The sequence below is a fragment of the Herbivorax alkaliphila genome (assembly GCF_030848475.1).
Lineage (GTDB): Bacteria > Bacillota > Clostridia > Acetivibrionales > Acetivibrionaceae > Herbivorax.
The window spans coordinates 21,017-33,028 of sequence record NZ_JAVDDS010000012.1 but is presented as its reverse complement, the minus strand read 5'-3'; the positions used below and the strand labels follow the sequence as shown (position 1 = coordinate 33,028).

The window sequence follows — 12,012 nt, the reverse complement described above, 5'->3', positions numbered from 1 at the left end:
GACTCCTCCTTCAAAAGTTAGAGTCCTTATTATAATCTTTTACATCATCTTACTTAAACAAATCCAAGAAAATGTCTCTGCCAAGTACTATCATCCCATTCTCGTCGTCCAAAACCAGTTACTTCATCAGGTTTTGTCCTTGAGAATAGGCGTTATTTCTAAGGCATTCTTTAGTAGTTATTAACACTTTCTGCCATGTTATTTTTTAAAATTGAAGATATTTCGTCAATTTTATCTTCATCCGTCTTCATACTAAATAGTATTTTACCTTCTTTTATATCCTCTTCATACTTTTTACTTCTATTTTCTGGAATTCCTAGATCTACAAGACTTCCAACAATTCCACCTGTAACAGCACCAGATAACAAGCCTGTTACAGGACCTGCTGCCGCAATTATACCAAGGCCTGGAACAACCATACTTCCTGCTCCAATAAGAAGACCTGCAGCTCCTCCTAATATTCCTCCAGTTACTACACCATCAGATATATTGTCATTTTTCATTTCATTTCCTTCACCATCATCTTTTCCCATTGTCATATTTCCTTTTTGTTCTTCATCGCCTTTTCTTGCAACAATTGAAATATCATCCGTTCTAAGTCCCTGCTCCTTTAATTGTTCTGCCGCTTTTTGTGCATTATCTTGATTATTAAAAATTGCAACCATTGTTTTTGCCATAAAATCACCCTCCTGTCTTATTGTTTGTTTTTATCATTAGATAAAACTGTTTAGTTTATACATTTATTTTTAAAACATATTTTTAATTTTTAATTATATACACCTCTGCAACCTTTTATATGTTGAGGTATTTTTATATTTGTGTATAATTTATAAGTGGGTTATTTCTAAATGTAATTATATTTTAATTTTAAATATATATCTTTTAAGTGTATAATTGAAATAACTACACAACGAGAAGGGAGATTTTTTATGAAAAGATACATATCTTTTATTTTAATTTTTCTATTTATTTTTTCATTTTCAACTGGGTATTTAAATGCTGAAAACAATGAAAAAATTGATGAAAATTTTGATGAAGAAATTAATGAAGAAATTGACAATGAATTTGACGAGCAATATTTTAAAGAAGTCAGAGACAATTGTGCACAGACCCTTGTGAAATTAAATATTTTAAAGGGATATGAAGATGGCACTTTAAGGCTTAATAACAAAATACTCAGGAGTGAATTTATAACTTTAGTTGTAAGACTAATGGGATATCATAAGGATACCGATATAGATAATATAGAAATAAATTTTAAAGACATTGAAGAAAATCACTGGGCATATGACAATATTAAGCTGGCAATAAAATATAACATTGTTACAGGCTATCCTGATAACACAATAGCACCAAACAACAATGTAACTTACGCAGAAGCTTTAGCAGTTATAATTAATGCCTTAGGCTATGAAGACACTTTAGATGGTGAATGGCCTGATAATGTGGTAGAAAAGGCTACAGAGCTTAAATTGGACAAAAACCTTAATATTGAAGCAAACACCCAGATTACACGTGGTGAAATGTCTGTACTAATATACAATGCTCTGACAGTCCCGCTAAAGTCCGACTAATATAAAAAGTAAAAGATTTAGGAGAGATGTAATGCAATTAGAATATATGTTATTAATTATTATAATGTTAATAATTATACCTATTGTGGCTATATCCTCAAATGACACAGCTTTTTATATTATTACCTCTGTTATTATAGCCATTGCTTCTATGAAGTCTTTTTATAATAACTTATTTGGAATTAATGAAAAAAAAGATGATGATGATAAAGAATTTTTAGAAGAAATCGAAAATCAGATAAACTTGGATTTAAATAAATTAGGAAAAGGATTTCAAACAATTAAGTCACTTATTGTAATACTTTTTTTGTTATACTGTACATTTTATCTACATCATTTTTGGCTAAAAGCTTTGTCAATGTTTGTGGTAGTGCACTGGATTAACATTTTAATTAACAACTTAAATAGAAATACTGATGATGATTTAAAGGAAAAGAAAAGTTTTTTAAAACGCTTTTATTTACTTATAGTAAATATATGTGCTTTAGTAATAATTACATTTAGTGCTTATAGTAAATTTATCAATCACTAAAAAGCAGAAGTTATATAACTTCTGCTTTTTTTAATGCCTAAGAAAGTGTATTGCTTTCTGGCATCAAAAAAGTCTACCGAAAGGCTTTTCTTTAAAGGATTACCCTAGTCTTAAATCGGCGAAGCCGACTTTTTTATAATTTCTTATGGTGGAAATAATTTGTTTTTAGCTAGGAATTTCTATAGATCCCTTTCCCTAAAAGCAAAGTTTTTTATAATTTTATAAATTTACTTAAATAATACTATTGTAGATTTGTGATTTTTTCTTTATAATCATAGTAGACATATAAAAAACTCTGAGGTGGTCAATTGAAAAAAATTAAGTGTTGTATTCCTAATATTATTACTTTTACAAATTTGTCTCTTGGTGTAACAGCTATTTTAATGGTAGTTAATAACGATTCACCTTCAAGCTTTATATATTCCTGCCTTCTTATAATGATAGCAGCTGTTACAGACAGATTAGACGGTAAGGTAGCCCGATTTTTTAAAGTAACCAGCGATTTTGGAAAAGAACTTGATTCACTTTCTGACTTAATATCTTTTGGTGTTGCCCCTGTAGTTATTGCATGGAAAATTAGTTTTATGCCTTTTGGAGCTTTAGGATATTTTCTTTCTCTTATATTTGTACTATGTGGTGCTTATAGACTTGCGAGATTTAATATAAGTAATCTTGACAATGTTTTTATGGGGCTTCCTATAACTGTTGCTGGTACTCTTCTTACAATTGCGAATTTATATAATTCCTTTGCTCAAATTAATAACCGTTATACAACTACCAACACAGCTTTAGCTGTAATTGTTTTGATTTTTCTATCATTTCTAATGATAAGTAAGTTTAGCATAAAAAAGAGATAAAAAAAGCACCCTTCATACTTTGAAAGGTGCTTTTTTTTATACAAAACTTTTGCCCTTAAAATATCTCTTCTTCACCTATTATACACACATAAAAATAACACCTTTATATCTTTAAAGGTGCTATTCTGGCGGAGAAGGAGGGATTCGAACCCTCGCGCCGCTCAATTACGACCTAACGGTTTAGCAAACCGTCCCCTTCAGCCTACTTGGGTACTTCTCCATTAATATGGCGGAGAGACTGGGATTCGAACCCAGGGTAGGCTCACACCTACGCCGGTTTTCAAGACCGGTGCCTTAAACCAACTCGACCATCTCTCCACGCGTCACAAGAAATAATATAACATGTAATCCACACCCTTGTCAAGTGTTTTCTTATGTCTTTTTACGGCAAATTTTTTTCAGTCTAAAACTCAGTCTTTTATAAGCTGAAACTCACTATGTCTAAAGACAGGTGCTCTTAGATACGTAGACTTCTTATATAGACCGAAACCCATACATTAACTATTTCTCTAAGAATTTCAATATAAAGGATTTGACTGAATTTTCCCAAGTTCTTCCTGTAGTTTAAAATATTTTTTAGCTTTTTTCCTTAACTGGTAGTGAGCCTTTAAATACCAACTGTAAGTAGTACTTAAATCTACCTTTTACAAATTCTCTTTTGATCTTATTCTAAGACTCACCTTTTATAAGGTGAAGTTCCTCTTATAAATCTTCAGGTGGAGTTGATTCTCCACCTAAAGCCTCGATGTTTATCTTTAGCTAAACGAGTTCACTTTTTAAGGTAAATTTTAAAATCTAAAATTTACCTTAAAAATTTGCTAGGGAATCCTTAGTTCGCTTAAACAGAAGCCCTGCATCCTACGATATATATGCAATCACTTTTCTACTCATTTTCTATAATAATTAATAGATTTTTTGCTTCTTCAATATAATTACTAGACGGATATTTTGTCATAAGCATTTTTATATACTCTCTTGCCAAATCATACTCACCCATTCTATAACCAGAATAAGCAATATAATAATGGCAATCATCTGAAAAAAATTCATCTTCAGTTATATCTAAAGAATAGTATAAATTAAATTTTGCATCTTCATATTCTTTATTAATATACTTATCATATCCTTTTTTATAAAATTCCCAAGCAGCTTCTTCATATATTTTATCTTTTAAATCATTATATTTCTTTAATCCATTCTTATTTAATTTGTTTTTATTTACATCTTCCAATAGAATAACAGCACTCTTTGTTATTTTTCCATTATTATAGTGTTCTTCTGCTTTTAACATCAATTCATAATTACTTATCAATTGATTCTTTTTAATTTCTTTGTTTTTTAAGTTTTGTTTTATTTCTCCATAATCTGCTTCCTTTTCTTTTAAAATATTATTTAATTCTTCTATTCTCTCATATAGCATTTCATTTTCCTCTAGAGCAGTTCTTAGATTATGACTTGAAATATTTTTTTCTTCCTCACTGGACATTAATTTATTTCTATAATCATCAATATCTTTATTAAATTTAATTTGACTATAACCTGTTAGTAGAAGTAAAATAAATGCACAGGTAAATAATATTATAGCATAGATCCATATTGAGTTTTTACCTTTTTTATTATACATTTTTATTCTCCCTTAACAACTATATTTTTAACTAATTATATTTTTGCTTTTTTTAGCTATATCTATGGCTTGAATTTCTTCCGCAGATAAAATATACTTTGAATTTCCCCTTTTTATTAACTTAGCATATGTTGTTGAATTCTCTCTTGCATATATCCCGTTAATAACAACTCCATTATCATTATTATCAAGAAGTGCAACAACAAAACTCAATTCACTTCCAACATCCTCAAAAGCATTATATCTCAAAACTCCAACTTTCTGAATGCAATGTTGCATATCCCTTTCTATCTTACTTAATTTATATTCCACTTCTTTATTTTTAAGAGATGTTTCATTTGTAAAATTAAAAACATCACAAAGCATTTTTTCTACGTTTTTATCTTTTGTTTCATCAATTATTTTTTTATGTTTTTTCTTAAATTTTTTAAACTTTATACTAATTGATATGAATAACATAAAAAGAATTAAAACAAATATAATACCAATTGCTATTATTTCAATGTTATATGTTTCAATTAAATAATATAAATTATCAAATATTAATGTCATATTATCTCCTCTTTTATATTAGAAATATTTTTTTGATGATTGATGCACTAATTAATAAATTTTATTAAATGTTTCACGTGAAACATTTAATAAAATTTATATTTAAACTATAACGTTTTTATTTTGCTTTTAAAGCAATTTTATATTTTCTATGTGTTTTATTATTAAAGAGTGTCTTAAAAACGAGTATGATTAATTTCAGAGCGTCCTATTTTTTATTTTTATTACCAATTAATTCAATTAATCTATCTAATTCTTCATTTGAATAATATTCAATCATAATCTTTCCTTTTTTATTTTTATTAACAATTTTTACTTTTGTACCTAATATATTTTGTAAATTTTCTTCAACTCTTTCAAATTCATAATTATCTTGTTTTTTCTCAACTTTTTTTTGCTTATTTTTATTTTTTATATTTTTAATCAATTTTTCCGTTTCTCTTACATTCATATCATTATCAATTACTTCTTTACATATACTTTCTTGTTCTTCAGTGCTTTCTATAGATAATAATGCTCTTGCATGGCCACTTGTGATTTGTCCGTTTACTAAAAAATTTTTGATGCTCTCTTTTAATGCCAACAATCTCAATGAGTTAGCTATAGCTGATCTGCTTTTCCCTATTGAATTTGATATTTGCTCTTGAGTCATATTATGATCAGTTAATAATCTCTCATATGCTTCTGCCTCTTCAATTGGATTTAAATCTTCTCTTTGTATATTTTCAATTAAAGCAATTTCCATTACCTGTTTATTTGAAAAATCTCTAACAATTGCAGGTACTTTTTTTATTCCTAAAAGTCTTGCTGCTCGCCATCTTCTTTCTCCGGCAACAATTCTATATAATTCATCTTCTTTTTTAACTATAATAGGTTGCACTATTCCATGTTCTTTTATCGATTCAGATAATTGCTCAAGGGATTTTTCATCAAAAGACTTTCTCGGTTGATTATTATTTGGTTCAATTTCATTTACTCCTAATTCTAATATTCCATTTTTTTCGTCAGAATTATTTGCTTCTGAAATCAATGCACCTAACCCTTTTCCCAATCCCTTTTTATTAATCATTATTTTCCTCCTCAGAATATTCTATAACCTCTTCCGCTAATTCCAAGTAACACTCGGCACCTTTTGATTTAGCATCATATAATATTATTGGAAGTCCAAAGCTAGGTGCTTCACTCAATCTTACATTTCTAGGTATAACAGTTCTATACACTTTATTTTTAAAATACTTTTTTACTTCATCCACTACCTGTATAGATAAATTAGTTCTTGCATCAAACATGGTCAACACTACTCCTTCAACATCTAGTTTTTCATTAAGATGTTTTTGAACTAATTTAACCGTCTCCATTAATTGACTTAATCCTTCTAATGCATAATATTCACATTGTATTGGAACAAGAATTGTGTCTGCTGCTGTAAGTGAATTTAAAGTCAATAATCCTAATGAAGGAGGACAATCTATTATTATATAATCATATTTTTCCTTAATCTCAATTAGAGAATTTTTTAATCTATTTTCTCTTGATATAGATGAGACAAGCTCCACTTCAGCACCAGCAAGCTCAATATTTGAAGGACATAATTTTAAATTTTCAATTGCTGTATCAACAAGAGACTTTTCTATATTCTCCTCATTTATCAATACATCGTAAGTAGAACCTTTTATTTTTTTCTTATCAACACCCAATCCACTTGTACTATTTCCTTGGGGGTCGATATCCAGTAGTAAAACTTTTTTTCCCTTATAAGCAAGACAAGAACTTAAATTTACTGCAGTAGTTGTCTTTCCTACTCCACCTTTTTGATTTGCTACTGCAATTACCTTTGTCATTAAACCACTCCTTGACTCATCTATATACATATTTTTTGACATTCTTTTCTCCCTAAAGAAAGAATAATTCTTACTTCACAGAACTACTTAATCCAGACTCTCCACAAAGGTTGTCAACATTGACTCCTTACTTTTAATTAAAAAAGATGTCTTAATTCAACTTTAAAAAACACAAAAATGCCTGTCTTTTATAATATACTTTTCACAAATATTTATTTTAGCATAAAAAATAAATATTTTATAGTTTTTATTAATATAATAAATAAACACATTATTATTAAATTATATCACAAGATGTATTAATAACAAATCTATTTTTTATATTTACTCCTTCTCTATCTAATCTTTATTTTTCTCTATATTTACCTCTTGATTATTCTCTCAATAAAACGTGAATGAAAATATGGAAGAAATATTGTGGAGCTTGTTATAGAGTATGTTTATGCGACGAGTACAGGGAGAGCATTGTTTGAGCGTTAGCGAGTTTTGCTCGATCTCGAGGAGTATTTACAGACTCTTAACTGCGTAACTTTAATTTCTGGAATATTTTCTTCTCTTTTATCCCTATTTATCTATATCTTTAATCTCTGAAATACTTTCTTCTCTTTTATGACTATTTATCTATATCTTTAATCTCTACTTTTCTCTATATTTACCTCTTGATTATTCTCTCAATAAAACGTGAATGAAAATATGAAAGAAATATTGTGGAGCTTGTTATAGAGTCTGTTTTTACGACGAGTACAGGGAGAGCATTGTTTGAGCGTTAGCGAGTTTTGCTCGACCTCGAGGAGTATTTACAGACTCTTAACTGCGTAACTTTAATTTCTGGAATATTTTCTTCTCTTTTATCCCTATTTATCTATATCTTTAATCTCTGAAATACTTTCTTCTCTTTTTTCCCTATCTATATCTTTAATCTCCAGAATATCTTTCCCCTTTATTAAACCTATTATATATACAATTTATGCGACTAAAATATTTTCTCATTTTATTCTAAATCTCCACCTTAAACTTTAATATTTATCTTTATCTTAAAAAAGATAAATGTTTCACGTGAAACATTTATCTTTTAAAAATTATTATATCCTCTACCCTATCAACCAAAATTATAATAGAGTTGTTCAATCTATTATAACAAAGAAAGATGATTTTTAACCTTCATCAAAAAACTATACTTTTACAATTCTAAATATCAATATTTTGTGCCTTTCTTGCATGAGACTGTATAAATTCTTTTCTTGGTTCTACTTTATCACCCATTAAGGTTGTAAAAACTTCATCTGCTTCAACAGCATCTTCTAATTCAACTCTCAATATTCTTCTAGTTTCAGGATTCATTGTTGTGCTCCATAACTGCTCAGGATTCATTTCACCCAAACCTTTATATCTTTGTATACTGCAATCTCTCTTTTCCCATTCATTTTCCTTCAACGCTATATCTAATTGCCTTTCATCATATGCATAAATCTCTTCCTTACCTTTACTAATTTTATATAAAGGTGGCTGAGCTATATATACATAACCTCCTGCAACCAATGGTTTCATATATCTATAAAAAAACGTTAACAATAATGTTCTTATATGAGATCCATCTACATCTGCATCTGCCATTATAATTATTTTGTGATATCTTAATTTTTCTTCTTCAAACTCTTCTCCAACACCGGCTCCTAAAGCAGTTATCACTGGCTGCAATTTATCATTTCCATAAACTCTGTCAATCCTAGCCTTCTCAACATTAAGCATCTTTCCCCACAATGGTAAAATTGCTTGAAATTTTCTATCCCTTCCCTGTTTTGCGGATCCTCCAGCAGAATCTCCCTCAACAATATATATTTCACAAACAGAAGCATCTTTATCTGAACAATCTGCAAGTTTACCTGGAAGAGTTGCAGACTCTAAAACATTTTTTCTTCTTGTCAATTCTCTAGCTTTTTTTGCTGCCTCACGGGCTCTAGCAGAATTTAAACATTTATCCAAAATTTGTTTTGATACATTTGGATTTTCTTCTAGAAAACTAGTAAATTTCTCACTTATAATACTGTCTACAAATCCTCTTATTTCACTATTCCCCAATTTTGTTTTTGTCTGTCCTTCAAATTGAGGATCCTTTAATTTAACACTAATAACAGCAGTAAGACCTTCCCTTACATCTTCTCCTAAAAGTTTCTCATTTTCTTTTATAATATTATTCTTTTTCGCATAATCATTTAAAACCTTGGTTATTGCTGCTTTAAAACCTGTTAAATGTGTTCCTCCTTCATGTGTAGAAATATTATTTGCAAAACTATGAATATTTTCAACATAAGTGTCCTTATTATACTGCATTGCTATTTCCACATATGAACCATCTTTATATCCATCTATATAAATCGGCTCGTGTATTGGTTCTTTATTTCTATCCATATACTCAACAAAAGATATAATTCCACCTTCATAATGCAAAATTTTCTCTATTACTTCTTCTTCTCTTTCATCTTTTAATATTATTTTTAATCCTTTATTTAAAAATGCCAATTCTCTAAATCTTGCCTTTAAAACATCATAATCATATTCTATTTCATCAAAAATATCGGAATCAGGTTTAAAAGTTGTTTTTGTTCCTGTTTTTTCAGTATTTCCAATTATTTCTAAAGTATTTACAGGAATTCCTTTCTTAAATTTTTGCAAGTATGTTTTTCCATTTCTATGAACTTCTACATCTAAATTCTCAGATAATGCGTTTACAACAGAAGCTCCTACTCCATGAAGTCCACCGGAAACTTTATATCCTTCTCCTCCAAATTTTCCACCTGCATGTAAAACTGTATGTACTACTTCAACTGTAGGTATTCCCATTTTAGGATGTATTCCCACTGGAATACCTCTTCCATTATCAATATTTGTTATTGAATTATCTTTATTTATTATAACTTGAATTTCATTACAATAACCTGCTAAAGCCTCATCAATACTATTATCCATTATCTCATAAACAAGATGATGTAAACCTCTACTAGCGGTACTTCCTATATACATACCAGGTCTTTTTCTAACTGCTTCTAATCCCTCTAATACCTGTATATTACTTTCATTATAAGAATTTATATCTAAATTTTCTAACATATTTCCCTCCTCATTTCTATTTATCTATATAATTTTTTATGCCACTTGAAAAGCCTGCCCTTTTTTGGAGCGTAACAGATGATATTGCTGAAAGATAAATTTTACTCTTTTTATCAACTTCAGTTATTATAAATGATTTTGGAATATCATCAGTAATACCTTCAATAAACCCCTCTTCCTCTGCAATTTTTAAAAATTCTTTTGTATCTTTAGAAATTGATGTTGTTTCTAAATCCATTATAGCTATAATATTTTTAACTGGTATTACGTACTCACCACCAATATGCAAAAACATTTACGTCCTCCATTTTTATTTAATACTAACCTATCTACTTTATTTTATCCAAATTAAATAGAAACTTCAATTATTTTTTCTTAAATTAAATAAAACAAAAATCTTTATAAACTTTTTATATTTCCATTTTTAACTTTTAAAAAAAATATATCTTTATACATCTTTTCTTTAAAAAAATCTTTTTCTGTGCATGTGATAAATGTTTGTATATTTGTTAAATTCTTAAATAAAAAATCTCTTCTCTTATTATCTAATTCTGACATAACATCATCTAAAAGAAGAACTGGATATTCCTCTGTTTCCTCTTTTATAATTTCTATTTCAGATAATTTTAACGATAATATGGCTGTTCTTTGCTGTCCTTGCGATCCAAATTTTTTTACAGCCATGCCATTTATAACTATTTCAAAATCATCTCTATGAGGACCAACCATTGTAACGCATCTTTTTAATTCTATATTTCTACTTTTTGAAAACTTTTTTATAATTTCATCTATTATATCTTTTTCGCTTTTATTATTTATTTCTTCTAAAAAAGTTTTATATTTTATTTCTAATTGTTCACAATCATCAGTCAAATTATAATGATTTTTTTTTGAAATTTTATTAAGTTTATCAATAAATTTTTTTCTGTCAATTAAAATTGATGATGCAACCTGAGCTATTTTTTCATCCCATATATCAAGAGTATCAATTAAACTTTTATTTTTTTGTATTTCTTTTAATAAATTATTCCTCTGCTTTAAAATTTTATTGTACTGCTGTAATTTATAAAAGTAAGATGGTCTTAATTGACTAATAGTTATATCTATAAACCTTCTTCTCAAAGAAGGTCCCTCTTTTATGATTAAAATATCTTCAGGAGAAAATATAACAGCTAATAAATTTCCCATCAAATTTGCCATTTTCTTTATTGGAATTTCATTTATTAATATTTGTTTTTTTCCAAACTCATAAAAAAACTCTATTTTTTTTTGTTGAGTATCTCTATTTAATAATAACTTAACTTTAAACTTTTTGCCATCTATATTTATTAATTCTTTGTCTTTTGATGTTCTATGAGAACGTCCAGCTGCACATAAAAAAATAGACTCAATAATATTTGTTTTACCTTGAGCATTTTCACCATATATTACATTAACCTTTTTTGAAAAAGAAGCTTCTATATTTTTATAATTTCTGAAATTTTCTAATTCCAGCTTTTCTATGTACAAATTTTTTTCTCCTTATATAAAACCATATGTTAAAATTATAAGTTATTTATAATACTCTCTAATTTGATTTTTTTACTAAACTCCAATATAGAATTTTACAAAAAATAATTTTTTATAAATTGCTATACTGAGACAAATGGGCATATGTTATTTAAGTGAATGAAAATATTTAATATATACACCCTATACAAACCAATTTAATTTACAATTTTATATTGATTGTTTTCAACTTCTATTATGTCACCTTTTCTTAACTTTTTGCCTCTTCTTGTTTCTATTTCTCCATTAACTTTAATTTGTTCTTCAGAGATCAATATTCTTGATTCAGTACCAGTTGGTACTAAATCCGCCCATTTTAAAAATTGATCTAATTTTATATACTCTGTTTCTATTTTAATATTTTTCATAAAATCAT

12 protein-coding genes and 2 tRNA genes are annotated in these 12,012 nt (G+C 27.9%); 3 read left to right on the top strand and 11 right to left on the bottom strand.

What is annotated here, in order from left to right:
- Nucleotides 1-170: 170 nt before the first annotated feature.
- Nucleotides 171-677, bottom strand: coding sequence for a hypothetical protein (locus RBH29_RS06200; protein ID WP_306695904.1), 507 nt, complete (start codon nucleotides 675-677; stop codon nucleotides 171-173).
- Nucleotides 678-929: 252 nt separating this feature from the next.
- Between RBH29_RS06200 and RBH29_RS06195 the strand changes: the two genes are divergently transcribed.
- The 3 genes from RBH29_RS06195 (at nucleotide 930) to pssA (ending at nucleotide 2,963) form a co-directional block, all read left to right on the top strand.
- On the top strand, nucleotides 930-1,574 hold the full coding sequence (locus RBH29_RS06195) for an S-layer homology domain-containing protein (protein WP_306695903.1): 645 nt from the start codon (nucleotides 930-932) through the stop codon (nucleotides 1,572-1,574).
- 31 nt (nucleotides 1,575-1,605) lie between these two features.
- Nucleotides 1,606-2,106 carry a hypothetical protein gene (locus tag RBH29_RS06190; RefSeq protein WP_306695902.1) on the top strand — a complete coding sequence of 167 codons (501 nt, stop codon included), beginning with the start codon at nucleotides 1,606-1,608 and terminating at the stop codon, nucleotides 2,104-2,106.
- Between the two features lie 308 nt (nucleotides 2,107-2,414).
- Nucleotides 2,415-2,963, top strand: coding sequence for a CDP-diacylglycerol--serine O-phosphatidyltransferase (gene pssA / locus RBH29_RS06185; protein ID WP_306695901.1), 549 nt, complete (start codon nucleotides 2,415-2,417; stop codon nucleotides 2,961-2,963).
- Nucleotides 2,964-3,089: 126 nt separating this feature from the next.
- Here the strand turns inward: pssA and RBH29_RS06180 are convergent.
- The 10 genes from RBH29_RS06180 to yaaA all read right to left on the bottom strand — a co-directional run bounded on the left by RBH29_RS06180 (nucleotide 3,090) and on the right by yaaA (nucleotide 12,004).
- Nucleotides 3,090-3,183, bottom strand: a tRNA-Ser gene (locus tag RBH29_RS06180).
- 7 nt (nucleotides 3,184-3,190) lie between these two features.
- Nucleotides 3,191-3,281, bottom strand: a tRNA-Ser gene (locus RBH29_RS06175).
- A gap of 565 nt (nucleotides 3,282-3,846) precedes the next feature.
- Complete coding sequence (locus RBH29_RS06170) at nucleotides 3,847-4,587, bottom strand: hypothetical protein (protein WP_306695900.1); 741 nt, start codon at nucleotides 4,585-4,587, stop codon at nucleotides 3,847-3,849.
- Nucleotides 4,588-4,614: 27 nt separating this feature from the next.
- On the bottom strand, nucleotides 4,615-5,139 hold the full coding sequence (locus tag RBH29_RS06165; RefSeq protein WP_306695899.1) for a DUF4446 family protein: 525 nt from the start codon (nucleotides 5,137-5,139) through the stop codon (nucleotides 4,615-4,617).
- Between the two features lie 208 nt (nucleotides 5,140-5,347).
- Entirely contained in the window at nucleotides 5,348-6,208 is an 861-nt protein-coding gene (locus RBH29_RS06160; RefSeq protein WP_459076761.1) for a ParB/RepB/Spo0J family partition protein, read from the bottom strand.
- Nucleotides 6,201-6,980 (bottom strand): ParA family protein, encoded by a 780-nt coding sequence (locus RBH29_RS06155; protein ID WP_306695946.1) that lies wholly within the window; start codon nucleotides 6,978-6,980, stop codon nucleotides 6,201-6,203. Before RBH29_RS06155 ends, RBH29_RS06160 begins: the two co-directional genes overlap by 8 nt.
- A gap of 1,188 nt (nucleotides 6,981-8,168) precedes the next feature.
- Nucleotides 8,169-10,088 (bottom strand): DNA topoisomerase (ATP-hydrolyzing) subunit B, encoded by a 1,920-nt coding sequence (gene gyrB / locus RBH29_RS06150; RefSeq protein ID WP_306695898.1) that lies wholly within the window; start codon nucleotides 10,086-10,088, stop codon nucleotides 8,169-8,171.
- A gap of 16 nt (nucleotides 10,089-10,104) precedes the next feature.
- Entirely contained in the window at nucleotides 10,105-10,383 is a 279-nt protein-coding gene (remB, locus tag RBH29_RS06145) for an extracellular matrix regulator RemB (protein ID WP_306695897.1), read from the bottom strand.
- A 104-nt stretch (nucleotides 10,384-10,487) separates the two neighbouring features.
- Entirely contained in the window at nucleotides 10,488-11,597 is a 1,110-nt protein-coding gene (gene recF / locus RBH29_RS06140; protein ID WP_306695896.1) for a DNA replication/repair protein RecF, read from the bottom strand.
- Nucleotides 11,598-11,794: 197 nt separating this feature from the next.
- Entirely contained in the window at nucleotides 11,795-12,004 is a 210-nt protein-coding gene (gene yaaA, locus RBH29_RS06135) for a S4 domain-containing protein YaaA (RefSeq protein WP_306695895.1), read from the bottom strand.
- Between the last annotated feature and the right edge of the window lie 8 nt (nucleotides 12,005-12,012).

Coding starts and splice junctions, on each gene's coding strand:
- RBH29_RS06200 (WP_306695904.1), bottom strand. CDS start 677: ATGGCAAAAACAATGGTTGCAATTTTTAATAATCAAGATAATGCACAA.
- RBH29_RS06195 (WP_306695903.1), top strand. CDS start 930: ATGAAAAGATACATATCTTTTATTTTAATTTTTCTATTTATTTTTTCA.
- RBH29_RS06190 (WP_306695902.1), top strand. CDS start 1,606: ATGCAATTAGAATATATGTTATTAATTATTATAATGTTAATAATTATA.
- RBH29_RS06170 (WP_306695900.1), bottom strand. CDS start 4,587: ATGTATAATAAAAAAGGTAAAAACTCAATATGGATCTATGCTATAATA.
- RBH29_RS06165 (WP_306695899.1), bottom strand. CDS start 5,139: ATGACATTAATATTTGATAATTTATATTATTTAATTGAAACATATAAC.
- RBH29_RS06160 (WP_459076761.1), bottom strand. CDS start 6,208: ATGATTAATAAAAAGGGATTGGGAAAAGGGTTAGGTGCATTGATTTCA.
- RBH29_RS06155 (WP_306695946.1), bottom strand. CDS start 6,980: ATGACAAAGGTAATTGCAGTAGCAAATCAAAAAGGTGGAGTAGGAAAG.
- gyrB (WP_306695898.1), bottom strand. CDS start 10,088: ATGTTAGAAAATTTAGATATAAATTCTTATAATGAAAGTAATATACAG.
- remB (WP_306695897.1), bottom strand. CDS start 10,383: ATGTTTTTGCATATTGGTGGTGAGTACGTAATACCAGTTAAAAATATT.
- yaaA (WP_306695895.1), bottom strand. CDS start 12,004: ATGAAAAATATTAAAATAGAAACAGAGTATATAAAATTAGATCAATTT.